At 59.8% G+C, this 24,989-nt stretch carries 23 protein-coding genes and 1 pseudogene; 9 read left to right on the top strand and 15 right to left on the bottom strand.

From position 1 onward, the window contains the following. Positions 1-47: 47 nt before the first annotated feature. A protein-coding gene (locus MKK63_RS11450) for an IS5 family transposase (RefSeq protein WP_244001738.1) occupies positions 48-814 on the bottom strand; the annotation gives its coding sequence in 2 pieces (ribosomal slippage) (positions 48-499 and positions 499-814; 768 coding nt in all). A 270-nt stretch (positions 815-1,084) separates the two neighbouring features. Between MKK63_RS11450 and MKK63_RS11445 the strand changes: the two genes are divergently transcribed. After that, complete coding sequence (locus tag MKK63_RS11445; protein ID WP_244001736.1) at positions 1,085-4,243, top strand: SIR2 family protein; 3,159 nt, start codon at positions 1,085-1,087, stop codon at positions 4,241-4,243. 484 nt (positions 4,244-4,727) lie between these two features. Further along, positions 4,728-5,408: a hypothetical protein gene (locus tag MKK63_RS11440; RefSeq protein ID WP_244001733.1), complete on the top strand. Its 681-nt coding sequence runs from the start codon at positions 4,728-4,730 to the stop codon at positions 5,406-5,408. A 351-nt stretch (positions 5,409-5,759) separates the two neighbouring features. Here the strand turns inward: MKK63_RS11440 and MKK63_RS11435 are convergent, their stop codons facing one another. The 3 genes from MKK63_RS11435 to MKK63_RS11425 form a co-directional block, all read right to left on the bottom strand. Then, positions 5,760-6,041: a hypothetical protein gene (locus MKK63_RS11435; protein WP_244001731.1), complete on the bottom strand. Its 282-nt coding sequence runs from the start codon at positions 6,039-6,041 to the stop codon at positions 5,760-5,762. A 457-nt stretch (positions 6,042-6,498) separates the two neighbouring features. Continuing rightward, positions 6,499-6,996: a hypothetical protein gene (locus MKK63_RS11430; RefSeq protein WP_244001729.1), complete on the bottom strand. Its 498-nt coding sequence runs from the start codon at positions 6,994-6,996 to the stop codon at positions 6,499-6,501. A 323-nt stretch (positions 6,997-7,319) separates the two neighbouring features. Then, positions 7,320-7,580: a helix-turn-helix transcriptional regulator gene (locus tag MKK63_RS11425; RefSeq protein ID WP_244001727.1), complete on the bottom strand. Its 261-nt coding sequence runs from the start codon at positions 7,578-7,580 to the stop codon at positions 7,320-7,322. A gap of 166 nt (positions 7,581-7,746) precedes the next feature. Here MKK63_RS11425 and MKK63_RS11420 point away from each other — a divergent pair, with 166 nt between their 5' ends. Both MKK63_RS11420 and MKK63_RS11415 read left to right on the top strand, forming a co-directional pair. Then, a complete protein-coding gene (locus tag MKK63_RS11420; protein WP_244001725.1) occupies positions 7,747-8,112 on the top strand; it encodes a hypothetical protein in 366 nt (121 codons plus the stop codon). After that, a complete protein-coding gene (locus MKK63_RS11415; protein WP_244001723.1) occupies positions 8,109-8,936 on the top strand; it encodes a hypothetical protein in 828 nt (275 codons plus the stop codon). Before MKK63_RS11420 ends, MKK63_RS11415 begins: the two co-directional genes overlap by 4 nt. A gap of 404 nt (positions 8,937-9,340) precedes the next feature. On the opposite strand, the gene MKK63_RS31690 is transcribed toward MKK63_RS11415, so the two are convergent. The 3 genes from MKK63_RS31690 to MKK63_RS11405 all read right to left on the bottom strand — a co-directional run bounded on the left by MKK63_RS31690 (position 9,341) and on the right by MKK63_RS11405 (position 11,441). After that, positions 9,341-9,466, bottom strand: coding sequence for a hypothetical protein (locus MKK63_RS31690; RefSeq protein WP_279574628.1), 126 nt, complete (start codon positions 9,464-9,466; stop codon positions 9,341-9,343). Positions 9,467-9,530: 64 nt separating this feature from the next. Beyond that, the gene (locus MKK63_RS11410; RefSeq protein WP_244001721.1) at positions 9,531-9,944 is read right to left on the bottom strand and encodes a DUF3768 domain-containing protein; all 414 of its coding nucleotides are present in this window, start codon (positions 9,942-9,944) and stop codon (positions 9,531-9,533) included. A gap of 582 nt (positions 9,945-10,526) precedes the next feature. Beyond that, positions 10,527-11,441 (bottom strand): LysR substrate-binding domain-containing protein, encoded by a 915-nt coding sequence (locus tag MKK63_RS11405; protein WP_244001720.1) that lies wholly within the window; start codon positions 11,439-11,441, stop codon positions 10,527-10,529. Positions 11,442-11,604: 163 nt separating this feature from the next. Here MKK63_RS11405 and MKK63_RS11400 point away from each other — a divergent pair, with 163 nt between their 5' ends. From MKK63_RS11400 to MKK63_RS11390, 3 genes are all read left to right on the top strand, one after another. After that, on the top strand, positions 11,605-12,756 hold the full coding sequence (locus tag MKK63_RS11400) for an aminotransferase class V-fold PLP-dependent enzyme (protein WP_244001718.1): 1,152 nt from the start codon (positions 11,605-11,607) through the stop codon (positions 12,754-12,756). A gap of 63 nt (positions 12,757-12,819) precedes the next feature. Continuing rightward, positions 12,820-14,118, top strand: coding sequence for a dicarboxylate/amino acid:cation symporter (locus tag MKK63_RS11395; RefSeq protein ID WP_244001716.1), 1,299 nt, complete (start codon positions 12,820-12,822; stop codon positions 14,116-14,118). Between the two features lie 2 nt (positions 14,119-14,120). Further along, positions 14,121-14,423, top strand: coding sequence for a beta-eliminating lyase-related protein (locus MKK63_RS11390; protein ID WP_244001714.1), 303 nt, complete (start codon positions 14,121-14,123; stop codon positions 14,421-14,423). A gap of 323 nt (positions 14,424-14,746) precedes the next feature. Here MKK63_RS11390 and MKK63_RS11385 read toward each other — a convergent pair whose 3' ends face one another. Together MKK63_RS11385 and MKK63_RS11380 are read right to left on the bottom strand one after the other, a co-directional pair. Next, positions 14,747-16,177, bottom strand: a complete 1,431-nt coding sequence (locus MKK63_RS11385) for a sodium:solute symporter family protein (RefSeq protein ID WP_244001712.1) — start codon at positions 16,175-16,177, stop codon at positions 14,747-14,749. A 110-nt stretch (positions 16,178-16,287) separates the two neighbouring features. Beyond that, positions 16,288-17,436 carry an alpha/beta hydrolase gene (locus MKK63_RS11380; RefSeq protein WP_244001710.1) on the bottom strand — a complete coding sequence of 383 codons (1,149 nt, stop codon included), beginning with the start codon at positions 17,434-17,436 and terminating at the stop codon, positions 16,288-16,290. Between the two features lie 161 nt (positions 17,437-17,597). Here MKK63_RS11380 and MKK63_RS11375 point away from each other — a divergent pair, with 161 nt between their 5' ends. Further along, positions 17,598-18,380, top strand: a complete 783-nt coding sequence (locus tag MKK63_RS11375; RefSeq protein WP_244001708.1) for an IclR family transcriptional regulator — start codon at positions 17,598-17,600, stop codon at positions 18,378-18,380. 26 nt (positions 18,381-18,406) lie between these two features. Here MKK63_RS11375 and MKK63_RS11370 read toward each other — a convergent pair whose 3' ends face one another. Beyond that, positions 18,407-19,744, bottom strand: a complete 1,338-nt coding sequence (locus MKK63_RS11370) for an FAD-dependent oxidoreductase (protein WP_244001706.1) — start codon at positions 19,742-19,744, stop codon at positions 18,407-18,409. A 162-nt stretch (positions 19,745-19,906) separates the two neighbouring features. On the opposite strand from MKK63_RS11370, the pseudogene MKK63_RS11365 reads away from it, so the two are divergent. Continuing rightward, positions 19,907-20,317: pseudogene (locus tag MKK63_RS11365) on the top strand (MFS transporter); the annotation flags it as partial. A gap of 119 nt (positions 20,318-20,436) precedes the next feature. Here the strand turns inward: MKK63_RS11365 and MKK63_RS11360 are convergent. From MKK63_RS11360 to MKK63_RS11340, 5 genes are all read right to left on the bottom strand, one after another. Next, complete coding sequence (locus tag MKK63_RS11360) at positions 20,437-20,655, bottom strand: hypothetical protein (protein WP_244001704.1); 219 nt, start codon at positions 20,653-20,655, stop codon at positions 20,437-20,439. Between the two features lie 82 nt (positions 20,656-20,737). Next, positions 20,738-22,084, bottom strand: coding sequence for an MFS transporter (locus MKK63_RS11355; RefSeq protein ID WP_244001702.1), 1,347 nt, complete (start codon positions 22,082-22,084; stop codon positions 20,738-20,740). A gap of 67 nt (positions 22,085-22,151) precedes the next feature. Beyond that, positions 22,152-22,931, bottom strand: a complete 780-nt coding sequence (locus tag MKK63_RS11350; protein ID WP_244001700.1) for an aldolase — start codon at positions 22,929-22,931, stop codon at positions 22,152-22,154. 95 nt (positions 22,932-23,026) lie between these two features. Then, a complete protein-coding gene (locus MKK63_RS11345) occupies positions 23,027-23,644 on the bottom strand; it encodes a helix-turn-helix domain-containing protein (protein ID WP_244001698.1) in 618 nt (205 codons plus the stop codon). A gap of 192 nt (positions 23,645-23,836) precedes the next feature. Continuing rightward, positions 23,837-24,916, bottom strand: coding sequence for an IS630 family transposase (locus MKK63_RS11340; RefSeq protein ID WP_244001696.1), 1,080 nt, complete (start codon positions 24,914-24,916; stop codon positions 23,837-23,839). Positions 24,917-24,989: the final 73 nt, after the last annotated feature.

Genomic DNA, 24,989 nt, shown 5'->3' with positions numbered 1-24,989 from the left:
TCTACCGCGAAAGCTCACCAAAAGTTCCAGGTAGCTAGGGTCTGTCGTCACCTAAGGTAATCGAGGGCAGCGGCGAGGCAGAGGATACCGCTGAAGCTGGCGGCGGTCTTCTCGTAACGCGTGGCAACCGCTCGCCATTCCTTGAGCCGCGCCCAGAGCCGCTCGACGATGTTGCGGTTGTTGTAGATCCAGTCGGGGCAACGCACTGGAGCCTCGTTCCGCTTGGACGGGATCGCAGGTTTTGCTCCGGCCTCCGCGACCTGCTGCCGGAAGCGATGGCTGGAGTAGCCCCGATCCGCCACCACCCAGCGAGGCACGCCCGGCAGTCGGTCGAGCAAGGGCAGCGCATGGGGCAATTCATGGGCTTGCCCCGGTGCAATCCGAAAGGCGATCGCGTGGCCTGCGCCGTCAGCAATCACGCAAGCCTTGGTGCCATACCCGCCACGCGATCGGCCAACAGCTTCACGAGCGTCTCGCTCGGCTGCAGATCCCCCCTTTTGGCGGCGCCTGCCGCCTTCTGGTGCGCACGCATGTTGGTGCCGTCGAGGAACACCATGCCCAACTGAACGCCGCGCTCCTGCACGAGACCGAGCAGACGTTCCCACACGCCGCTGCGCGACCACCGGATGAAGATCTGCGCCGCTCGCCACCACGGCCCCAGTTCCTGCGGGATCGCGCGCCACTTGGCACCGTTCTGATGGCGCCACAGGATTGCCGAGAGCGTGCGCCGCAGATCCTGCGGCGGTGTCTTCGCCTTCGGCCGACAAGCCTCAACCAGCGGCTCCAAAACAGCCCATTGCGTGTCGCCTAGCATCGTCCCTCCCAGATCAGAGGCACAAAACGCGTGCTACGCCAGATGGTTCAGGCGACGACAGACCCTAAGCCAACCTCGACGCCGCCCGCATCAAAGCCTCATTAGAGCTTTCCGAATATGGAGAAAGGGGCGGAGATATTGCCTTCAATTAGCGTCCTTCTGCTACTCTTGGCCATATCTCAGCTTACCTACGATTGAGCCCACCTGTTGCCACAACCTTGAACCTAGGGTAGGCAAATAGAATAAAATTACAACCTGTCGAGGGACGGAGTGCCTGAACAAATTCCTGCGGAGCTAATCGCTGCGGTCCGCGAAGGGCGTGCGGTACTCTTACTCGGAGCGGGCGCATCATTCGGCGCAAGCGATGGTAAAGGCGACAGGATACCGCTAGGAAATGCGGTCGCAAAAGAACTGGTGGATAATTTTCTCGGAAATGAATACGCCGGATTAGATTTTAGAACGGCATACGACCTCTCTTGCTCGCAGCGAGATGTGCGCACAATACAAAAATATATACACGACCGTCTTTTGCCGTTCCAGCCCACTGATTTTCACAGCCTAATACCAACATTCAGTTGGGGCGGAATACTGTCAACTAATTATGATCTTATAATAGAGAGATCCTATAAGGATCTCGGTGATAGCGCGCTGCAAAAATTATTGCCTCATGTCAAAGACTCAGATGGAGCGACAAACAATCAAGATGACAAAACAGTCCTTTATGTGAAATTACACGGATGCATTACTAGACATACGGAGATATCTCCCCCTCTTATTGCATCAACAGAACAATTGATAACATTTCGAGAGGGTCGAAAGGGCCAATTCGACATATTTTTGGAATGGTCTAGAAATAAGACCATCGTCTTCGTCGGCTATGCGTTCGGCGACCCAAATCTCAGGCAGCTTCTCGATGAAATCGTGAAGGAGGGCGACAATCGTCCGAGGCATTTCATTGTTGATCCCATGATACTTCCGGCATTCGCAGATTATTGGCGCGACCGCAGATTTGTTTCGATCAAGGTTTCATTTGAGGATTTCTTGAATGATTTAGACCGAGCGATACCCTCAAATGCGCGTTCTCTGTCGTCTCTAAGTGCCGCACTTTCGGGCGAAACAACTTTTCATAAGTTCATTACGTTATCGGGGCGCAACGAAAGTCATGAGCTGACGCAGTACCTAAAATTCGGAATAGATCATATTATAGAGGGATTTCAGCCAGAACAGCGTCTCGATATCAAAACATTCTACAAAGGCTTTGATCTCGGCTGGGCTCCGTTTTATCACGACCTTGATATTGAAAGAAAGGTAAGTGACGCAATTCTTAGCGAGCACGTTATTGCAGCAAATGGATCTGTTTCTCAACGGCTTGTTGTGTTGAAAGGCCATGCCGGCTCTGGTAAAACTGTAAGCCTTCGCAGAGCCTGCTGGGATGCTGGCACACAGTACGACAAGCTGTGTTTCTTCGTCGGAAGAGATGCGACTATCAAGGTAGATTTGTTCGATGAAATTTTTTCTTTGACGAACATTGAAATATTTTTGTTCGTGGATGGGCTCTCATTGCATAAAAGACGAATAATCGAACTCTTAACAGTCGCGAAGAATCGCAAAGCTGGCTTGACCATAATTGGATCAGAGACCTTCAATACATGGAACAGCAGCTGTGATGATCTCGAGCGATTTGTAAGCTCAGAGTACGAGATGAACTCTCTCTCTGAAGCAGAAATAGATCTTTTGATTACCAAGCTCGAGCAGAACGATAGTCTTGGGACTCTGAAGTTGCTTAGTCGAGAAAAAAGGCGTGAACAGTTTACTGTGGCGTATGCTAGACAAATTTTAGTTGCTCTTCTTGAGACTACTCATGGCCTACCGCTGGTGGAGATACTTAAAAACGAATATCGTTCCATTGCGCAACCTGAAGCTCGTCTAATATATCTCGATATCTGTTCTCTCCACAGATTTGGGCCGCCTGTTCGCGCCGGAATTATTTCCAGAATCCACGGCATTACGTTCGATCAGTTTGAAGAGCGTTTTTTCAAACCTCTGGAACAGATTGTCAAGTTGAAACCTGATAGAAAGTCTGGAGATTACGTTTATGAGGCGCGTCACCCGCAAATCGCCGATGCCCTATACGAAGCGATTCTGACGGATCAGAGCGAACGTTTTGACAATCTGTCGCGCGTAATATCAAAACTCAACCCGTCATATTCTTATGATCTCGAAGTTCTGTCACGAATAATCAGGGCGGAAAATATTGAACGTACTATATCGGACCCCGTTAAAGCGCGTCAAATATATGAAATTGCCCGAGAGAGCATGGGGGACGTAACTGTCATACTTCATCAATGCGGCATCTACGAAATGCGGATAGCTGGTTCTTTAGGCGAGCTTAGAAAAGCAAATGAATTTCTTACCAAGGCATCCGAAAAGGAACCTCGCAACAAAAGCTTGAAACACTCTTTGGCAGAGTTGGACCTAAAGCGCTCGCGCATGGCGTCGGATGCTCTTGAGCGTAGTACATGGAGGCGGTCAGCAATTGAGCGGGCATCTGAACTCACTGTAGGTGATACAAGCCCTTACCCCTATCACACAATACTCAAGGCGCACGTTGATGACGTTGTCGACTCACTGGCGGCGGTAGAAATTGCGCAGACGGATGCAAATACGCACCAGCTTGGAGAAGCTATTCTCAAAGCAGAAGATACGCTTAAACGCGGGCTTCAAAAGTTCCCAGACGATCAGTCTCTGCTTAGTGGCGAAGGCAATCTTGCAGAAGTATTATCAAACTCGAACCGGGCGGAGGGGGCGTTCAAAAAAGCGTTCTTATCCAATCCCCGGAGCACATTGGTTGCGCGCCGTCTAGTTAAAATACTTCGTTCCAAGGGAGAGCTGGACGAAAGCATCGCTGTCTTATCCAAATGCTTAGAGGCAAACCCAGCAAGCTCCGAGCTACATTATGAACTCGCAAGGGTATTGATGGGACAGCGTCCAGACGCAGATCAAATCAACGCAGAAGCGATTGCCTATCACTTAAGGAGATCTTTTTTCGTAGGAGATAAAAACTATCGAGCTCAATTTTGGTACGCGCGTCAACTTTGTGTGATGGACAAATTCACTGACTCGCGAAGCATTTTCGACCGTCTGGCCGACCTGTCAATGTCGTTTTCGCAAAAGCAGCACCCGCAAGCACATATCAAAGATGCTGATGGAGTCAACAGACGCTACTCTGGCTCAATCACTAGATTTAAAAGTACATTTGGATTTGCGCGCTCTAACGTCCCGGACTTGGAGCTCTTTGTTCCTGTTCGTGAACTTGATGTTGAGACGGGGGCTAGCTTTGTAGAGGGTACGGCTGTCACGTTCGAAATAGCCTTCAACTTTAGAGGGCCGGTCGCTACTTCGGTCCGTAGAATGAGTTCCGTCATTTAGTATATTTCCAACATCACGAGTTGATGATGTCTAGCATGTAACCATGATTTTGAAGTGAATTAGCAGGGTATACCCTGATGTGACGCAACATTTCGCCTACTGCCCTGAGTCACATTTGGGTCAGGTTGGATTGATGTGACGAGCACCCAAACGGGTCTAAAGCTCGGTGTGACCGCAAGAGCGCATTCGAGCGTGATATCTTATCAAGCGAGTTGGTGACTTGGTTCGGCGCGCCGCCAATTCACACCGACGAAGTGTCGCGCCCACCCGATGCGCGGCCCTATGATCGGGATGAATCTAGGCCATGCTCAACGACGCCGTTCCGACCTTTCGGTTTAACTGACCGCGTTCCACCTCCCCTTCAAAGCAGCCACCGCACCGCGCTACACCGACGAAGGCACACGACGGACCGCCAACTGCCAAGCCTGCAACTGAACCGGCCGGATAAGGACGAACTGGTGCTGGGGCTAGCAACCGTGACGCGGTGGTTGCCGACACCGAACGCTTCCTGCATCAGGTCAATGGTCCTGGGTCGCGGTCGCCTGAAAGCGCGGGTTGGTCGCAGCGCACCGGTTTGAACATCCGCAAGGCATCGGACGCGCAGCATCTTGAGGCCATCGCGCTGGCTTATGCGACCTACATATGGATCAGCACCGACCCGCTGAAGTCCGCGATTATGGCCGAGCTTGAAACCTTGAGCGGGCGCAAGCGCTCACGCACGACTCACGACCTGCACCTGATCGTCGAGCGATTCGTCTCTTACGGTGGTGAGACCGCGGCCGAGCGGTTGGCTGCGCGCAAGCTGATCAGCAGGGACTTGCGGGCGATTCAGCACCTTGAGGCGGCCAAAGTGCTGCCAAGTCGGGTTCAGGCCCTGGCCGCGACGCCGGGCGAAGGGCTGCATGCCTGGGCTCGTCAGCGCGCGGTGGCGAAGCGGGTGTGCTCATCCCCGCCGGGTGTCATCGCGGATGCTCGTCGAGCGAAGGCTGAGGCACGGCAGCGGACGCTGATCCATGAGGTTAGCATCACGACGCGCCGACCGGACGGAACTCGAAAGGCACGGCGCCGATACGTCATCACAGGCGTTCTGGGGCCCGAGATTGCCGGCTTACGGGCGCGCGCGAAAGCCTTGATGTCAGGGCCCAAGCCGAAGAAGATCTCTTGATCCTGAGCGCCTTTCCGTCGGCTATGCCCGCTCGAGTGTCGCCCTGGATACCTCGTGTAACGAAGCCACATCTGCGACACCAGTATGACGTATCGATCACGATTGCTATTAAGATGACGAGTCGAAATTCTTGCTTTCTCGATAGGGTGCGGAAAGAATTCTCTGTTACAAAAGATATATAAATTGTTATCAGCGATATTAATATGAAACTGAGCATTATAAAAAACCGCGAATATAAGTCAATACTGTTTGCATCCAAAATAAAGACAAATAATTTAAGAAACAACATGGTTTGAGGCGCAAATAAAAGCCCCCCTTGATTGCTCAAGAGGGGCTAGTTCCCGCATTACTTCAAGAGCCCTGCGGCAGGCTCCGCACTGTAATATGCGGCTTTAAATCGGCTGATCCATATAAGACAGCGTATGCATCATGTTCGAACTGTGTGTATTGCAACTCCTCTGGGACGCTTTTCATCAACTCGATAACTTCCACATGCTCTTCGGAAAGTTCTGCGAGTACTTCCTTTAATTTGCGACAAACACCTAGATAAGCTAGGTTTGGGGTGCGGCTGATGTGCATAATGACTTGTGTTGTTGGATGAGATCCAACAAACTGCGCGATGTATTTCCTCATGCAAGGCCTCCTCATGCTGCAAAATATACATATCATGCTCGGCTTTGAGCTGGAATATCGTAATTAAGTTCGGTCAGAGTGGCAATTTTTACAGTTTTAGTCTCAGAAGACCCAATGTCGTACGCTGACGTCCGACATATTTCTGAGATGCATTTTATGCATGCCAGCAATGCGATAGGCGCGATCGTGTTTTTTGAGGGATGGCAAAAGCCGATGACGTTGGGTCGTCGCCAAGGCGCGTGATGCGTCTCAGACGATGCAGGCCACATCGTCTCACAGCCACATGCGGCCATCCTCAACGTCAGCTGCGGGGCAGTATTGCCTTATGCTGCTTAAGCTGTGTGCCGCCTCAGCGGATCGAGGTCACTTCAGCACAGCGCGAACGTCTCTTTCCCATTCGACCAGTAACGTCTTTAGGGCGCCCGAATACATCGCACTATCCACACAGGACTAACGATCATCCGAGAGGAAGTTCGTAAGCAGCGAGTTCGGGCAGCATTGCCTCCACGACGAAATCAACGAACGCCGCGGGCACGTCCAGGTAGAACTCGCGATCAGAGTAGGCACCGACGTGAGCGGGCAGCCCCCTCGCATCGAACCAAGAGGCCAGTCGCTCGAGGTCGGCTTTTGGGGTTTCGCTAAGAAACGAGATCTGCGAGCGCTCCCGGTCGTGATCCCGGTGCCCGGTGTCACTGCAACTGAACTGAAGATCCACGTTGGCCCCGGGCTGACGCAACCACACGGCGCGCTCAGTCCGTCGCAACTCGACGAACCCCAGCTGCCCGACGAACATGTCTACGACGGTTTGGAAATGAGCCGGGTTCACCCGGTTGGCGACATGGTTGAACCGCACGTCCCAGCTCCGTCCCGTCCCCTGGGCGTTGGCATAAAGGGCGGGTCTGAAGCCGTCGAGGAACTGATTGACCGGGTTGGTACCGAGGTTGGGTCGTCCCAAGCACCTACCTTGCGACGTCGCCCCGGCTGAGCTTGGCCATATGCGTCGCATCGATCATGATGAGACTCGAAGGAAGGCAACTGCTACGACCATCGGTGGCACGATCTTCAGCCCGGTTGAGCCTTTTGAAGCCGGGTTTGAGGGCATCGAGGGCTCGTTGAAGGAGTTGGGCAACTGCACCTGGGCGCCGACGCCTGCACCCCTAAGCACCCTCAAATAAGCCCGTGCATCGCGTGTATTCCGTGCAGAGCATTATCGCTTCGGTCGACGGACAATGACGGTCGAGCCGCGAAGTCAGCAGCATGACCCCACTTCATTCATGGTCAGCGTCGCTTCCGTCCCGCCGGCAGGGGTGACGGCTCGGCCTCATCGCTCCCTGGCACCGCCAGCAGGTCGAGGATGTCGACGGCCAAAGCTGCCGCCAAGCGGTCGAGCAAATCCACGGTCGGGTTGAACTCGCGCCGCTCAATGCCGCTGACGTAAGTGCGGTCGACGCCGGCATCGACCGCCAGACCTTCCTGGGTAATGCCGCGCTCGACCCGCAGCCGCCGCAGGTTCCATGCGACGCGCGCTCGGCCTTCCATGCCGGCACTGCCATCACCTTGCCCACCGCAAAAACACCGAATATATTCAACATGAAACGAACGTCAGGTTTCGCCTGTCGCCTGATCCCTCCCGTCGACAGCTTCGGTATCCTCGAAGCTCGATTGCTCGAACTCCGGTCACCATCAGCGCAGGCAAGGACCAACCATGCGCATCGCCGTGCTGATCATCGGATTGTGCCTGTCCCTCGCCGTCGGCCTGCAATCCTGCGCCGTCAGCTTAGGCGGCGGCATGGCAAAGGATCAGGCAATCAGCGCAGGCGGTGCCGTCGGCGTCCTCGTTGCATTGCTCTACCTGCTCGGCTCGGCCTTCGCCCTCGGCCTGCCGCGAGCCTCAGTCGCCATGTTCCTCATCGCTGCCCCGCTCGGCATCGGCGTCGGCAGCAGTTCGGGCTTTCACGACCTGCGGATCTGGGGGTTCGTCGCCCTCGCGCTCGCCGCCATGGCCTACCTCGGCGTGCGCGAGCAGCGCCGGCGCAAAGGGGCAGTCGGCGGAACTGAGGTGAGCCCGTGAGGCCGTCGACCCGCTTCCCACGCTCAATCACCTCAAGGGCCTGCCTGGCCGGTCTCATCGGTTTCGCACTTTTGGGATCAGATCCTGCCGAAGCTCAGTTCGGGCAAGCATCGCCGCACACGCTCGAACTCAATCACGTCTTCTACTTCAATGGAGACAAAGCCGCCTACGCCAAGCCGCCGGACTGCAAGGCGTGGCCCGAGGCGATGCAAGCTTTTGACGCTCTGCGCGCTGCAGGCAAGGCGATCACGACCGTGAGGGGCAAGGACAAGGTTGCCGCCTTCGTCGAGCACGCTTACGCCGAACGCCTGCGACCAGTGCAATACGTCGATCTTGAGAGCGTCTTCGTGGAACCCGTTGGTGAGGACCGATACCGGGTCTACACCGGCAATGAACCGAAGCAGGTCGTCTGCGGGTTCGACCAGCCACAGTTCCTTGACAAGCTGTGGCTCGACGCCGGGCTTGAGAGCAAGGCGGTGCCAGTCAAGCCGCGCCTGCCATCGCCGCTCGACCCGCTGCGCACAGCCTACTGGATGGAGAGTTACGGTTTGGTCCGCTCTTCGCTACTTCAGCGTGGTTACACTGCCGTGGCGATCCCAGAGTCAGTTGCGCAGCGGTGTACGCCGAAGCTTGAGGGATTGTGCGAAACCTGGCCTGAGGCCCTGTGCGAAGCCGAAGGGCTGAGCGGCGCCACCTGCACCTTTGTTTTTCGGCGCGATGGCACGCGCGAACTCGTCGGCATCGATGCCATCGTAGGGGATCTAACAGAGTACACAGCACGGATCACGGTCACGGGCCTTCGGGAGCTTGGTGAGAGACCCTGAACCTTGCGGCTTCGACTCACGCTCGGCGGCCATACGGGCAAGCTCGTGCGAGAAGATCAACCTCACGCGTCGTCGACATACAGGCAGGAGCTCAGTCGAACATGCGGTTAACCGAACTTGGTCACAAGTGCTGCTTCGAGCCAATCGCAGCACTGAGAGGCGTGTTCGTGTTCGGCTAGACGAGCTTTAACCTCGACGAACAAGCGCGTCGGAGGCCAATGGGTTTCACAGTTGGGACGAAGTTCCCGCCAGGACGGCAGCGGATGGGCGGCCGACAATCTGGCTATCAGGCCGAGCAGGCGTCGACGGGATGGGGAGGGAGCTGTCCGAGCCAGCTGGCCCTCGGCTGCACCAGCACCCGGGGCCGACGCTCAAGGCTGTCGGATCTGAGAGGCGGTTCATACTCAACCCTCCTCCCCATCACCGTCATGGGTGCAGCCGGACCAGTTGCCGTCGTCGTCGGCCGGCCAGTCCTCGTTCCACTCGGTGTCGGCATCGAGCTCGGCCTCACCGCGCGGTTGCGGCCGCATGAACTCGCCTGGGTTAGGCGGATCAATCCGGGGCAGCCGCGGGGCTTTGCGAGGGGAAGCCACGTCAGTACTCGTCGGCTCGCATGATCGTGAGCACGCGGGTCGTCACCGCGGGGTCGGTTGGGTCCGGCGAATGACCGAGCAGCGCGCGATCGTAGGCGTCGATTTTCCAGAAGAAGCGCTGGCCCCGGACCTCGACCGCACCGAAGTCGTGCTCGCCGTGGGGATCGTTGTCGGCGTCGAAGCTGTTGAAGCAGCGCACGGCCAGCAACAGGGCGATGCGGTCGGCCTCGGGCAGTTCGACCACGCCGGGTGTCTCGACCACCTGCCCACCGGCGAAGCTGCTCCGAAAGGCATCATTCTGGGCGCGCACTCGCGCAGCATGACCGGCTGTGGTGACTGACGGCTGCGCCGGCTTCGGCGAATTCCCCGACGCAGCAGCATAGTCGGTTGATGTCGAAAAATCAGCACTGCTCATGGTCGACCTCGCAAAAAAGAAGGGGCCCCGTGTGGGACCCCTTGCTGGCGGTACTGGTATTGTAGGGGCCTGGTAGCCTGACGCGTGATGCCGAGGCGCGGCGCGTTCGAGGGTGAAGTAATCGTGGCATGCTCGCCCTGAACATCAAGGGTCACTATCAGCCAATTTATAGGATATACTTCTTATTGTCAATGGTAACAAAGTGCTCAAGCAAGCGGACTAATATTTGACTGCTTTTTGCCGAAAGCCGTCCAACGGGTTTTCGATGACTGACGTAAAATGCAGACATCGTCGGTGAGCAGGTGTATCAGGCCGCGGGGACCAAAGCGAAGCCGCTGTCGAGATAGTTCGGAGCAGTGGCCGCACTGTCCGGTCTGCCAACGACCACGAAGCGCTGCATCAAGGCCGTGGCTATTTCGCAGTGAAGTTCGCAAGCGAACGGCGTCGGATCAGGGCGCGGGGCGTTTCGTCGATCCATTGTTATTCGTCGAACTGTTATGGCGCTTGTATGGTGAGCAAGTGATGCCCTAACGACTTCCCACCAGCCCCTGCGGCGTGGCCAGACGCTCAGGTTGACTGAGGCTACGCTTGTGCGCCGCCGAAAGTCTTCATCTCGCCGAGGAGCCAATCCGAGAAGACGCGGGCCATGGTGCGGTTCAGGTCGGTCTTGCGCGCCACTAGAAAGTACCCAACGCCATCGTCGTGCTCGACGTCGAAAGGACGCACGAGCGTCCCCGCAGCGAGGGCGTCGGCGACCAGCGAGCGACGGCCGATCGCTATTCCTTGCCCCTGCTCCGCAGCCGCGAGCACTAGCGCCGTCTCGCTGAAACTCGGACCCACCGTGCCTAGCGATGCATCGTAACCTGCAGCGAGGAGCCAAGCGGGCCAGGTCGGACGCTCAGCGTAGTGTAGCAAGAGGTTCGCGCGTAGGAACGCTGCGTTCGGCGGCGCGCCGTCGCACAGCGCCGGGATGCAGACCGGGAACAAGGTTTCGCGGGTGAGCCGCTCAACCGCAAGGTCCTTCCAGGATCCGTCTCCGGCCCGGATGGCGACATCCCCTGGGGAGTGGTTAAGGTCGGCGTAGTATCGGTGCGTGTCCAAGCGGAAGTCGATCCACGGGTGCGCACGTAGGAAGCCCCCAAGCCGGCCGACCAGCACGCGGAGCGCGAAGCTGCGCGGTGCTGCGACCACGAGCGTCGTCCGCCGCCGCGGCTGGCCGATCCGTTCAAGACCCGCGGCGAGTTCATCCAATGCTCGCCTAACGTAGTCCGCCAGAAGGTCGCCGGCCTCGGTCAGCGTCACGCCACGAGGTCCGCGGTGGAAGAGCGCCGTCCCAAGGGCGTCCTCAAGCGACTTCACGTGATGGCTGACTGCCCCCTGGGTCATACCGAGTTCGGCTGCTGCCCTCACAAGGTTCGCGTGCCGAGCCGCCGCATCGAAAACGCGCAGCTTGGCCAACGGTATGCCTGTAAAAGCGGCGCTATTAGCTTTGCTCATAGCGCGAGAACCTAACGCACATCTTGCGCAGCGGCCAAGTGGCGTCATCCTCTGGCAATGTTCGCGTAAAGAGGCAGGAGATCATCTGATGGCGCCCAGCTCAGACCGCTTCGCGGCAGCCCGGGAGCACTTCCCCGGCACACGGGCCGGACCGTTCCTCGACATGTCCGCGCGCGCGCTCTTTTACGACGGCGGCCGGCGAGCGCTCGATCAGCACCTCAACGATATGGCCGAGGGCACGGTCGATAAGAAGGGCCTGTTCACCGCGGTCGAGGAATGCCGTGACCACTTTGCGGCGCTGATCGGCAGCCACTCTGACGAGGTCGCCTTCACCCGGAACGTGACGGATGGCATCGCCGCGTTCGGTGCCGCGCTCGACTGGCGAGCGGGGGACAGCGTGGTCGTCTGCGAGGAACTCGAGCATCCAGCCAACATCTATCCTTGGTACGGTCTCGCCAGGAAGCACGGGATCATCATCAAGAACGTCCGCCAGAAGGACGGCATGGCACCTTTCGGCGACATCGTGGACGCCATGGACGAGCGATGCCGAGCGATGGCGATATCGGCGGTGTCTTTCGCGCCGGGCTTCCGCTTTCCGGTTGCGGAGCTCGGGGCGGAATGCCGTCGGCGCGGCGTCCACCTCGTGGTCGACGCGGCGCAGTCAATCGGCGTCCTCGCGACGGACGTCGAGGCGTGGGGCGTCGACGTGCTGGCCGCATCGACGCAGAAGGGCCTCATGGCTTTGTACGGGCTGGGCTTCCTGTACGTCCGCCGCAGCGTCGCTGAGCAACTCCAGCCCGCCCTACTGTCGCGCTTCGGGGTCGAGCAGGAGGGGCACGAGGCTAGCCTCGGCGACCCGATCTCGGGTCGCCTCGCCCCGGGCGCACGACGCTTTGACGTTGGCAACTACAACTACCCGGCCATCATTGCCGTCACGCCGGCGCTCAAGTTGATCCTCGAACTGACCCCGCAGGCGGTCGAGGACCACGCCTTCGGGCTCGCGCGTGAGTTCGCCGATCGCCTGCTCGCGATCGGTCTGCCGGTCTACGGCGGCCGGCCTGGTCATTGGGCCAGTCACATCGTCACGGTCGGCGCTGCGCTCGGGTATGATCACGACTCGGCCGCTGACCTGAGCATGGCGGCCCTGTACGAACACTTGGTGGCGAACGGTGTCCGGCTGAGCATCCGGCGGGACCTGCTGCGCTTCTCCTTCGGGCTGTACAACGATCGGAGCGACATCGACCGCGTCGAACGGCTCGCCCGTGAATGGGTGCGCGGGCAGAACACCGCTCCGAGGATGACGGCGACGGCCTAGACCCAGGAGATCTCCAGCCCAAGCGCGGCGTCCATGCCCATTCGGCAGCACAGGAGCAGTATCATGGCGAGCATGGCGGCGCGTAGTCCAGCGGACGGCGGAGCGGTTCACAGCCGGGCCAACCGGACCTTGCCGCTACAGATGCTCGCGGGCTTGGTCGTCGGTTGCGTTATTGGCTTCGCCTTCCCAGACCTCGGCAAGGCCCTGCTGCCGATTGGACAGGTGTTCATCAAGGCGTTGCGGATGATCGTCATCCCGCTCGTCTTCTCGTCGATTGCGCTCGGCATCTATAACATGGGTAGGGAGCTTTCGGCCTTCGGGCGCATCGTACTCATCGCCTTCGTCTGGTTCTTCATCGCGACCGGCATCTGCATCCTGGCCGGTCTGCTCATGAACGCGCTCGTGCATCCAGGCATCGGCGCCGATCTGTCGATCGCCGGCAAGGTGCCAGCGAACGCTGGGCTGAAGATCGACCTCGTGTCGTTCTTAGTCGACCTCGTGCCGGCGAACATCGTCAGCGCCATGGCTGAGCAGAAGATTCTACAGGTTCTCCTGTTCGGTATCCTGTTTGGCGCCGCGCTCGCCTCTATCGGCGAGGTCGGCCGCGGGGCAGTCGCGGTCCTCGAGGGCGTACAGGCTGCCATGATGCGGATGGTCCGTTGGATCATCGCGCTCGCACCCATCGCGGTGGCCGCGGTCATGGCGTGGCTGTTCGCGAGCCAGGGACTCGCCATGATCACCGCGCTGGGCAAGCTGATCGCGACGCTCTACCTCGGACTGGTGCTGGTGATCGCGGTGATGTGGCTCGTTCTATTCGCAATCGGCCACAATCCCGTACGCGTCACCCAGAAGATCGCTGAACCCCTGCTGCTCGCCTTCACAACGCGCTCGTCGGAAACGACGCTTCCGATACACATGGAGATTTTAGAGCGGTTCGGAGTGCCGAACAAAATTGTCTCAACCGTGATCCCGCTCGGCTACTCGTTCAATCAAGATGGCACGTCGCTCTACATCTCGCTCGCTACTGCCTTTGTGGTCGAAGCTCACGGCATCCCGCTCGATCTACCGGCTATGTTGACCATCATCGTGACGGGGCTGATCTCGACGAAGGGCATGGGCAACGTCTCGGGGGGTGGGCTCGTTGCAGCCACGACGGTCTTGATCGCCCTCGGATTGCCCGTCGAGTCTGTGGCCGTGCTCGCGGCAATCGACGTATTGATGGATATGGGCCGCACCACTGTAAACGTGTTCGGAAACACAGTGGCGGTCTTACTCGTCGATCGGTTTGTACATGTGTCATCAGTCGAGGCCGTGGCGATTACGGATGCCGCAGAACCCCAGGCTTTAGCGAGTCATATTTGAGCATGATCTCCCTCGCCGTCGATCTGCGCAGCGACACCAAGACCAAGTCCACCGCCGGCACGCGCGCCGCTATGGTTGCGGCGTCCGTTGGCGATGAGCAACTCCATGAGGACCCCACCGTCAACGAACTCTGCGCTCGCGCCGCCGCGCTTTTGGGCAAACCGGCTGCACTGTTCCTGCCGTTGGGTACAATGTGTAACCTCGTCTCAGTCCTCGTGCACTGCCGGCCAGGCGAGGAGGTCATCGCCGCCGACATCTCGTACTTCATCTCGTCCGAATCCGCGGGCGCGGCCGCTGGCACCTGAATCCGGTCGATCCATGCCGACCCGGCATCTTCACGCCCGAGGCAGTCCGGTCCGCGCCGCGCCGCGCCCGGAAAAGATCAATGCGCCTAACAGCGGGCTCCCCCACGTCGAGCAGACGGTCAATCGCGGTGGCGGTTCGGTTTGGACGCTGGAGACCCTAGCCGGCTGAGCTGGACAGAGACAGCCTTTACAGCTGATCGCGCGTCCGATGAGATCAGTGCCCCCAGCGGCACGCCACTTGAAAAATACGGAAAGTCAGCCACTCGCGTCCATCATTCCTCGACCTGGTGACAACATATTCAATCAGAGTGGCGCCGTTGCCATTACGGAACGGATGCTGGGACGGCAGCAACCTGCTCCGGCGTGACGATGCTACCACCGTCTCGACGAATTAGCCGCTCTAAGGCGATCACGACTGCCGGAGTGACGAGCGCGATATAGATATCATCGATCCCGAAGGGATCGCCCATCAAATACCAGCCCGTCGTGGTCACGGCCGCGCCGAGGAGGCCAAGAGTCGCGCCACGGTTGCTGCCAAAGCGCGGGAAATAGAATGCGAAGACCGCCACGACCGTGACCGCCAAGCGCAGCGCCCGTGTGAAGAACGACAAGTGAAGCACTTGGGGAGCAAAAAAGACGAGCAACAGTGGCAGAAAGGCAATCGGAATAGCCAGCAATCGCGAAACCCGAAGTTCCGTCTCAGCGGTCGGCTTCCAAATTGGAACGTAGAAATCGCGCACGATCAGGGCCGAGGCCCCGACCACCACCGTTCCGACTGCCACAAGAATCGATGCGATAATCGAAACCATTACGACGCCTGAGAGGAATGGCGACAGGTGATTCAAGAACACTGGGAAGGCGTAAAGACTTTTCATTTCTGGGAACAGGAACTTAGCAGAGACGCCGATGAAGCCGAGGGCGAGGCTAACCGGCAAACACAGAAACGCGGAGATGGCGCACGCACCTCGCACATCCTGAGGGCCCTTCAGCGACGAGATCGCCTGAACGATGAACTGCGTCGAAAAGATCGCACCGACGCTGGCGATAGTCCAGGCGACGATTGTCGTCAGCCCAATGGATCCGTCCCATGTGAAGTAGCTTGGCGGCAACGCGGCCATCACCGGCGTGACGCCGCCGCTCATGGTCAGCGCGGCAACGCAGACGATGGCAACGCCGATGATCTTGAGGACGGTATGCATGAGCGAGACGTATGCCGTGCTCTTCTGACCGCCGATCATGCAGTAGGCCGTGCTGATGCCCGCGATCAGAAGTGAGGAGCCCCCCAGGGGGAGGCCGAAGACGGATGCCAGCACGGCGGCACCGCTCACATATTGTGCGACGAGCACGAGAAGGAGCGCGTAAATCATGATTAGCGACACTGTGAGCTGTGTCGAGCGGCCATATTTTTTCGCGATGGCGGCCGAGATTGTGTATTCACCTGTCGCGTACAGTTTTTTGGCAAATCCTAGTCCGAACAGCAGAAAGCCGAGGGCAACGCTTGCGACAGCCCATGAGGCGGCCATACCGGATTCGAACGCGGCTTGAGCAACGCCAATGGTCGATTTCGGAGCGATGAACTCGGACATCATCAGTACCCCGATGACTACCGCTGGGACTGAACGACCCGCAACCATGTAATCTGCGGATGTTTTGGCACGATATCGGTACGTCAGCCAGGTCGTGAGCGCGAGATACGCGACGATCATGATCACTGTGACCGTGAGGACCGTCCCCTGTGCTTTAAGTGCCTCCATAACCATATCCTCCCGGAATTACCGCGCCCTCTTTCCGAACGGGACGCTGGCCCGTTTCGGCGTGACGCTGGCTTCGTTTTTCGTGCCTTCACCGCCTGGCGGCCAGCGCGTCAGTTCGATGCCGAGCTGGCCGCGCGCAGGAACGTCACGACCGCGGACGCGGTCGCTTCGGGCTGCTCTTGCTGTACCCAGTGTCCGGCGCCCGCGACGAAGTGCGGCTCGCCCATGGCGGAGAAGACAGTGGTCCGCATCCTCTTGAGACCGCCCAGTATCTGATAGGCCCCCCAATCACGATCACCGGAGAGGAACAGCGCGGGACGGTCGATTGTCCGACCTGAAAAGAGTGCTAGGTCGTGGGCCAGGCTGCCGTTCATTCTCATGCGGTACCATTGTAGACCGCCTTGGAAGCCGGTACGCGTGTATTCGTCACTGTAGAACGACAATTCAGCTTCAGTCAGCCAAGTACAGGCTTCAATGTCTGCCTCGGACGGCATCTCAGGCGCGACGGCCGCGGGCATATCCTGCGCTAATGGCATAATGTAGTAATGCGGCATCCGCGCAAGCTCGGCCGCCGACCACGAGGCAAGCTCGAAAGGCCGATTTCCAGGCCAGTCTCCACTTTTATGATGATAGTATGCTCTCAAAAAGGAATGGATGCCTTGCGGACATCGCCACAAATCGTCATTCGCCTGCGGTGTAGCGAAGTAATTTTGATAATGTTTGCGCGGCGGCTTTAGCGCAGCGAGATCGACATTGATTGGATCACGCGTGCGGGGCGGTGGGAGCGGCCAAGATGGCGGACCAGCAAAGGGCGAGCTCATGATCACAAGTGAGCGGAACAGATCTGGTCGTACGAGCGTGCAGGCTGCTGCGACTGACGCTCCGTAATCGTGACCGACAATGCCGGAGACTGAACCCGCGCCGAGCGAGGCGGCGAGCGCAACCATATCCCGGACGAGATTCAGGATGCTGTACGGCGCGAGATCTTGCGCGAAGGGGATCGGTTGCGGTGATGTTTGTCCATAACCGCGTTGGTCCGGAGCGATGACGTGATAGCCGGCTTGCGCAATCAGCCCCATGACGTGCCGCCACGAGAAGGCGAGCTCTGGGAAACCGTGCAGGAGGAACACGACCGGACGCCCGGGTTGCTCCCATCCTGCCTCAAGCACGTGGAACGCGAGACCGTTCACATCCGGCACAATCCGCGACCGGATTCCGGACGGCAAGAGGGCGACAAGGGCAGCTTGCGGATCGCTCATGCGCGGGCTCCCGGCGCGGGTTGGCATGATGGTGTGCGGAACCATCCCGGCCGAGCGTGGGACGCCACCCGGTGACTTGCAAACCCTTCGCGTTTCACGGACATCCGACCATGCCGGTCCCCGGGGGACGTGGCAGTAAATATCGGGAAGCCCTCAACCCTATGATGCCGCAGGACGAGCCGGAACAGGCACGCTACATCGTGACGGCGCTTCGCCGCGGTTTGTCCATTCTGACCCTGTTCCACCGTGAGAGACGGGTCATCAGCGTGCCCGACATCGCCTTCGAACTGAGGCTCTCGCGGGCGACGGCATTTAGGATGGCCTATACCCTGGAGCGGGACGGCTACCTGCAACGTCTTCCGAACTCCAACGCCTTTCAGCTCGGAGCGAAGGTGTTGATGCTGGGCTTCGACTACTTCCAGGGCACGGAAGTCGTGTCCTGCGGGCGGGAGGCGGTCTACGCCCTGCGCGACCGGACAGGCTTCTCCGCCCATATGTGCGTGCGCGACGGCACAGAAATCGTCTACGTGCTGAACGCCGCATCCAACCACCGCCTGCGCGGCGACATACCGGTTGGAACGCGCTACCCCTGCCATGCGGTCGCCTCGGGCCGTGCGCTGCTGTTCGGCATGAGTGAAGCCGATCTTGCGACGCTCTACCGAGGCGTCACAATGCACGCTTTCTCCGACCAGACGCCGACCACGGTGGTGGAACTTTTCACAACCATCGAAAGCGAACGCGAGCAAGGTTACGCCGCCAACATATCTGGCTTCGTCAGCGGCATCGTCAGCCTGTCTGCCCCCGTGCGCGACCGGGACGGCAGCATCGTAGCGGCGATCAACGTGTCCGACTCCGAGACGGTACTGAAGGACTTGGCCTCCGTTCGCGAAGAAGTGCTGCTGGCCGCCGCGCAGGTTTCCGCCCAACTTGGTTGGCGCGGCTGAGGCACCACCGCTCGTACCAAACGACGTCATCGAAGTTCGTCCGCGTGCAGCGGCATCCCAATCTCGCGAAGCGCGGTCTGGACGCGCTCGATGGACACCGCGCGCACCGTGGTGTTGCCCTCGAGCGCAACGGATGCGGCGATGCCTGCTGCCTGCCCTGTCGCCATGCAGGCTGGAACGTTGCGGCTTCGTCCGTGGGCGGCATGATCTGCAGAGATGCAACGTCCGGCGACCAGCAACTGCTCGACGCCGCGCGGCACCATGCAGCCGTAAGGTAGCTCGTAGGGACGCAAGCCCTGGAAGTCGACGTCGCCACCTTTTACGTCGTGAACATCGAAGGCAGAAACATCGGCCGCGATGCTGTCCGGGAAGGACTTGTCACCGCGGACGTCACTCTCGGTCAGAGTGTACTCGCCGATGACATGCCGGGTCTCTCGCACGCCAAGGACGGGCGCGATCTGAGCGATCTTCGCCTTCTCGAATCCTGGAACCTTCGCGACCAAGAAGCGGGCATATTCGACGATCTGTCGGTAGCACTCCACAACGGCGGCGCTGAACTCGGTCGGGGAGAACACGTTGACACCAAGGACGCGGGTTGCATTCACGTACATGAGGCCGTTGGCGGTCTTGAGCGTGATGTTCTCGCGAGGCAAGTCGATGTCCGTCTCAGCCCGGTAGGCCCGGATCGTGTTATTGAAGCCAGTCAGCCACAGTCCGTAGTCCAGATCCGCGTCATTATCGGGAATCGCCTGCGCAGGAATGTCATCCGTCTGCCGCGCCCAACGCGCGAGGGCGACTACATCGACGTCTGACATAGTGAAGTACATGCCGACCGGCTGCATCTTCATCGCGTCGCCATCCTCACCTGATCCCATCACGAACGGGACGCCAGCACCAGCGGCGACATCGCCATCGGCCGAGCAGTCGATCACGACTTTCGCGCCAATGAAGCTGCGGCCGGCCTTGTTCTCGATCACGACGCCGGTGACAGTGTCTCCATCCAGAACCGGCCGGGAGACAACCGTCTCAAACAGTATCTCGACCCCCGCATCCGCACACATGCGGGTCAGCAGCATCTTCATGATCTCAGGGTCGCAAGGCGAAGCAATCTTCACCTTTCCCGTTTTAGTCCCCGCGAAATAGTCGAGCCCGGCCGCGCCTGATGCACGGGCCAAGGTCCACAGTTCCAGGGGTATTCCACCGACGAGCGCACCGGACGGCTTCGTGTTCAGGCCCAGCGTAAGGTTTCCACCCAGGGATCCGAAACGCTCGATCAGGACGACCTTCTTGTTGCGGCGAGCGGCTGCGACGGCCGCTATTGGACCGGTCGTACCCCCACCGACGACGACGATGTCGGCGTCCATCAGGACGGGGATTTCGCGTGCAGGCTCACAGATCGTTAGCATCTAATTCCTCCCTTGACGCTTCATATTCGAAGCATCAGTTCATTTTTTTAGATGCTAGCAGGTCGGGGGGGCTCGTCAACAGAGGTGTTCGAAATCGGATCACGAGCTGATTGGGGCGCGTTAATGGCGCCGGTGGCCGGCCGACGCACAGATCGCTATGCCCCTGGCCTGCTCGGCGGGATCGGGCTTGCCGGCCTAGCGATCGGCATGGGGCTGCTCGCGCTGCTGCCCGCGGATCCCAGCGTCCCGAACATCATCTGGCGGATGGCAATCTGCGGGGCCGGGTTCGGCTTCTTCCAGGCCCCGAACCTGCCCGCCATCATGACCAGCGCACCAGTTAACCGCACAGGCGGAGCGAGCGGCACCGTCGCCACGGCGTGGCTTCTCGGCTAGACCCTAAGCGGTGCCCTCAGCGCGGCCTGCTTCGCGATCGCGGAGTCACACGAGTCACCCCTCTCGATGGGGCTTGGGGCGGCCTTTGCCGGGTTCGCAAGCGCGGTGAGCTTCCTACGTCTGACAGTGACGCCCTAAAACCTTCTCGATTGGGCAGAGGTTCGGCTGCAACTCGACTTAACGGTCTACGTCGTACCTGTTCGTCTGCAACTGCGGTCAACGATCGACAACATTGCTAGCTCGGCGTGGCTATCAAGTCATAGAAAATCTTCAATCCAGGCTTGCTCTGCCGCTTCTCTCCGCGCAACGCTCAACAAGCGATTCCTGGCCCGCGGGTCTGTGATGCAGTTCCACAGGTGCAGCAGCTCGAGCAGGTGGGTCTCGTCGGCTGGCGGTGCATCCTGAAAGAAATTCTCGAGCGGTTTTTCCAAGTGCATCAGCGATGCGGCGCAGAGAAGCGAGGCTTTTTGGATCAACCGGCGTACCAGAATTCATTGTGGTCTCGTGAAACACAACTGATCGCACCGTCGGTTTTTCTGCCGATCACGGCACGATAACCTAGCTTTCCATGCTGCACCCTGACGTCTCGCGTGTGCTGAGCACGGCCGCAAACGTCAGCACGCCGAGGATTGTCAGAAACAGCGAGATCAGCCAAGTTGAGCCACCGCTCAGCCCAACAGCCGCTGCCGCGATCACTGGCGTCAAACCACCTCCGATCGCCGCACCGATTTGAAAGCCGAGGGAGATGCCGCTGTAGCGCACCCGCGTGCCAAACAGCTCCGGCATGAAGCTCGCGTGAAGAGCAAACACCATGCCTTGCGCCAAGCAGATTCCCACGACGATGGTGATCACGACGATTGTGGGATCGCGCGTAGCGAGCAGCCAGAACAGGGGAAACGCAAAGGCGATACCGAAGCCCGTCCCCAAGAGGTAGATCACTCGCCGTCCGAACTTATCCGACAACCAGCCCGAGAGCGGCATTACGAAGAGCTCGACGAGGGTCGCCAGCGTCACCGCGTCCAGCACAAAGGACTTTGCCATGCCGAGCTGCGTAGTGAGATAGGAGACAGCGAACACGGTTAGAATGCCGACCCAGGCGACCTCGGTGACCTTAAGCCCGATCGCCGTCACCGTTTCTCGACGAAATGCCGTCAATGCCTCGAGGACCGGCATTCGTGCGGTCGCGCCGCTTCGTCGGAGATCCTTGAACGCAGGTGTTTCATCGAGGCGGGTCCGGATGAATAGCCCGACGAGGACCAGCACGATGCTCGCGAGGAAGGGAATGCGCCAACCCCAGCTGAGGAACTGGGCGTCCGGCATGCGCGTGGCCAGCGCGAACACGCCCGTGGCGACGAGGCGGCCGACCGGGTTGCCGAGTTGGACGAAACTGCCATAGAGCCCACGCCTCGAAGCAGGGGCGGTCTCGGCGACCATCAGGACCGCGCCGCCCCACTCGCCCCCTAGCCCGATCGCCTGGATGAGCCGAAGCAGCACGAGGCAAATCGGGGCGAGGATGCCAGCCTGCTCGTAGGTCGGCAGCAGTCCGACGAAGAACGTGCCGAAGCCCATCAGAAGCAGCGAGAGCACCAGCATCGAGCGCCGACCGAGACGGTCCCCGAAGTGGCCGAAGATCAGGCCACCGAGCGGCCGGGCGAGGTATCCCACGGCGTAGACGCTGAAGGCGGCCAGCGTGCTGACCAACGGATCCGTGGCAGGAAAGAACAGCTTCCCGAACACCAGCGCTGCGGCGGTGCCGTAGACGAAGAAGTCGTACCACTCGACGATCGTGCCGAACGCACTGGCGATGACCACGCGGTTGGTCGGGGCGGGCTGCGAGGAGGGCTTGAGCTTCGAGGCCGCTTCATTGGGCAGGACGCGGCCCACGACTTGAGAACCCTCAGCCATTACATCCTCCATCGCTACGGGGGTGGTCGATGCCGTGGGCGATCTCGACCTGTCGCAGAGTGCGTCCTCAGCCGAGCACAGCGTCATCGCCACGCAGGATACGGCGGCTGTAGTAAGCGAAGGTCGCCGCGATCGCCTTCGGCTTGAGGCGGTAATCGTGCGCCTCCTGCGCCAGGGCCGGATCGATGGGCAGGATCGTGCCGGCCGACATCGCCAGCAACTGGAGCTTGGCGGCGCGCTCCATAAACATTCCGAGGATCGTGGCTTCCTCGATGCTCTCGCAGGCAGCCAACTGCCCGTGATGTGCGAGCAGGATCGCCCGCTTATCGCCTAGCGCATCTGAGATGATGCGGCCTTCCTCGTCGCCGATGGGCGTGCCAGGCCATTCCCGAAGCCAGGCGCAGTCTTCGTGGAACAGCGACGTGTCCATGTGCGAGACGGCGAGCGGCACGCCGATCATCGACAGGGCCGAGACGTGGGGCGGGTGCGTGTGCATGATCGAGGCGACGTGCGGCCGCGCTCGGTAGATCCACAGATGGAAGCGGTTGGAGGGGTTGGGCATGCCCTCGCCTTCGAGGACGTTGAGGTCGTCGTCGACGAGCAGGAGGTTGTCCGCCGTGATCTCATCGAAACCCAACCCGAATCGCAGCATCAGGTAGGTGCCGGGGCTTTCGCCCCGGGCGGTTGCCTGACCAGCCAGCCCCGAGTCATGGCCCTCAGCCGCGAGGATGCGGCAAGCCAGCGCCAGTTTCTGTCGGGCGGACCACTCGGGCAACGCGAAATGCTGGTTCATCCGCTCGGTGGTCTGCTGGTGATAGGTTTCCTTGTCGCGCACGATGACGTTCATGGCGGTCCTCTCCAGCGAATGCAGGGAGAACACCACGAAAGACACAAAGTGTCATGCAGGAAATATAGTCATCTGGTGCTCATTCCCGCGCCGAATTACTCGGGGGTGACGACGACGAGTGCCTCGGCGATGGTTGGGCCGAGCGAGCGTGAGCGATGCGAAATGTGCGCGTCGAAGTAAGCGCAGTCTCCGGCATGCAAGATGTGGCTCTCGGATCCGTACTGGAACTCGATGACGCCTGAAATCACGAAGATCATTTCCTGCCCAGCATGCTCGAAACGCCGGTCGTCCTGAAATGCCAGGGGTGGCCGCATGATGTATGGCTCCATGCTCTTGAAGCGTTTGTTGCCCGCCAGCAGCTCGTAGTCATAGCCAGACGCGCTGCCGCTGCGCATGAACGAAGGGCGCTCGCTTCTCCGGACGACGGAGATGGCGTCAGCGTATTGATTTTCGCCGAGCAGTTGCCCGACGCTGAGGTCGAAGCTCTTAGCGAGTCGCATGGCCGTCGAGATGGACGGCACGGATAGACCGCGTTCTAGTTTCGACAGGTAGCTCTTGGTCAATCCCGTCGTGTTCGCGAGCTGATCGAGGGTCAGGCCGCGCTGGCGACGGAGAAAGGCGATGCGTGCGGCGAGTGTCGTTCGTGAGTCCTGTGTCGGCGGTGCATCTGACGGTTTTGGGGAGAGCATCGAGAAATTTTCCTGCGGGTCCAAGAAGTTCGGCTGCGCTGCGCTGCGCTGCCGGGGGGCACAGGTAGATAGGTCCCCCACACGGTCCAGATGTTAGTGCAGCAAACGAAAGGCTGCTGCCCATTCCAGTTCGCACGATCCTGGCCGCGCCTGCCATCATGACAGCGGCTGGTGTGGCGAGTCGGTTGCTCGTCATGCCAGCAGATCTTTTTGCTTCTAGTGGTGCGAGTCTAACACTTGGTGCCCGCGCTTTGCGGCCTGGATGATGCGATCCGGGTCGGCGGTCCAGACGAAGGGCTTCGGATTGCCGTTACTCTCGGCGATGAAGCGTTTGATGGCGGCCTGCACCTCGATCAGCGATCCGAACACGCCGCGTCGAAGCCGGCGTTTTGCGAGCTTGGCGAAGAAGCCCTCGACGGCATTGAGCCACGAGGCTGAGGTCGGGGTGAAGTGGAAGGTCCAGCGCGGGTGGCGGTCGAGCCAGGCACGGACCTTCGGGTGCTTGTGGACGGCATAGTTGTCCAGGATCGCGTGGACGATCTTGCCCGCCGGAACCGCCGCCTCGACCGCGTTGAGGAAGCGGATGAACTCCTGATGCCGGTGGCGCTGCATGCAGCGGCCGATCACCTTGCCCTCCAGCACGTCCAGGGCGGCAAACAGGGTCGTCGTGCCGTGGCGCTTGTAATCGTGGGTGCGCGTCGTCGGCTGGCCCGGCTTCATCGGCAACGGCTCCTGCGTGCGGGCGAGCGCCTGGATCTGGCTCTTCTCGTCGACCGAGAGCACGACGGCGTGGGCCGGCGGGTCGATGTAGAGCCCGACGACGTCGCGCAGTTTGGCGGCGAAGGCCGGGTCGGTGGAGAGCTTGAACTGTCGGACTCGATGCGGCTGTAGGCCGTGCCCCCGCCAGATCCGCTGCACCGACGAGATGCTGATGGCCGCGGCCTTGCTCATGGCGGCGGCCGTCCAATGCGTGGTCTCGCCGGGTGGTTCTCCTTGCGTCAGAGCCACCACGCGCGCCGCCACCTCCGGCCCCAGCGGCGGGATGCGCGCCGGTCGCGTCTTGTCCCGAAGGAGCCCATCGACGCCCTCCTGCGCGAAGCGGTCCTGCCAGCGCCAGACCACCGTCTTGGACACGCCCGCCTCACGCATGATCGCATGCGTCCCCAGCCCATCGGCGCTCAGCAGCACGATACGGGCGCGCCAGACGTGCTTCTGCGACGTGTTTCGATCCGCCACGAGTGCTTCGAGCCGAAGGCGATCCGAGGTGGAGAGCGTGAAAGAGATGCCACTGCGCATCCGGCCAGACTCGCAGGATGGGCCTCAAACCGAAACCCCACACGGACTCAACCGTCAGAGCTCAACCACTAGG

The organism is Methylobacterium sp. J-088, assembly GCF_022829295.1.
GTDB lineage: Bacteria > Pseudomonadota > Alphaproteobacteria > Rhizobiales > Beijerinckiaceae > Methylobacterium.
The sequence above is the reverse complement of the archived record's forward strand: the minus strand, read 5'-3'. Positions and strand labels throughout refer to the sequence as shown.

Excerpts from the sequence above, each read along its gene's own strand:
- MKK63_RS11410 (WP_244001721.1), bottom strand. The coding sequence starts at position 9,944 with ATGAGCAGTGCTGATTTTTCGACATCAACCGACTATGCTGCTGCGTCG.
- MKK63_RS11380 (WP_244001710.1), bottom strand. The coding sequence starts at position 17,436 with ATGAGCGATCCGCAAGCTGCCCTTGTCGCCCTCTTGCCGTCCGGAATC.
- MKK63_RS11375 (WP_244001708.1), top strand. The coding sequence starts at position 17,598 with ATGATGCCGCAGGACGAGCCGGAACAGGCACGCTACATCGTGACGGCG.
- MKK63_RS11395 (WP_244001716.1), top strand. The coding sequence starts at position 12,820 with ATGGCGAGCATGGCGGCGCGTAGTCCAGCGGACGGCGGAGCGGTTCAC.
- MKK63_RS11385 (WP_244001712.1), bottom strand. The coding sequence starts at position 16,177 with ATGGAGGCACTTAAAGCACAGGGGACGGTCCTCACGGTCACAGTGATC.
- MKK63_RS11340 (WP_244001696.1), bottom strand. The coding sequence starts at position 24,916 with ATGCGCAGTGGCATCTCTTTCACGCTCTCCACCTCGGATCGCCTTCGG.
- MKK63_RS11370 (WP_244001706.1), bottom strand. The coding sequence starts at position 19,744 with ATGGACGCCGACATCGTCGTCGTCGGTGGGGGTACGACCGGTCCAATA.
- MKK63_RS11420 (WP_244001725.1), top strand. The coding sequence starts at position 7,747 with ATGCGCATCGCCGTGCTGATCATCGGATTGTGCCTGTCCCTCGCCGTC.
- MKK63_RS11350 (WP_244001700.1), bottom strand. The coding sequence starts at position 22,931 with ATGAACGTCATCGTGCGCGACAAGGAAACCTATCACCAGCAGACCACC.
- MKK63_RS11390 (WP_244001714.1), top strand. The coding sequence starts at position 14,121 with ATGATCTCCCTCGCCGTCGATCTGCGCAGCGACACCAAGACCAAGTCC.
- MKK63_RS11435 (WP_244001731.1), bottom strand. The coding sequence starts at position 6,041 with ATGAGGAAATACATCGCGCAGTTTGTTGGATCTCATCCAACAACACAA.
- MKK63_RS31690 (WP_279574628.1), bottom strand. The coding sequence starts at position 9,466 with ATGCGGCCGCAACCGCGCGGTGAGGCCGAGCTCGATGCCGACACCGAG.
- MKK63_RS11425 (WP_244001727.1), bottom strand. The coding sequence starts at position 7,580 with ATGGAAGGCCGAGCGCGCGTCGCATGGAACCTGCGGCGGCTGCGGGTC.
- MKK63_RS11355 (WP_244001702.1), bottom strand. The coding sequence starts at position 22,084 with ATGGCTGAGGGTTCTCAAGTCGTGGGCCGCGTCCTGCCCAATGAAGCG.
- MKK63_RS11400 (WP_244001718.1), top strand. The coding sequence starts at position 11,605 with ATGTCCGCGCGCGCGCTCTTTTACGACGGCGGCCGGCGAGCGCTCGAT.
- MKK63_RS11405 (WP_244001720.1), bottom strand. The coding sequence starts at position 11,441 with ATGAGCAAAGCTAATAGCGCCGCTTTTACAGGCATACCGTTGGCCAAG.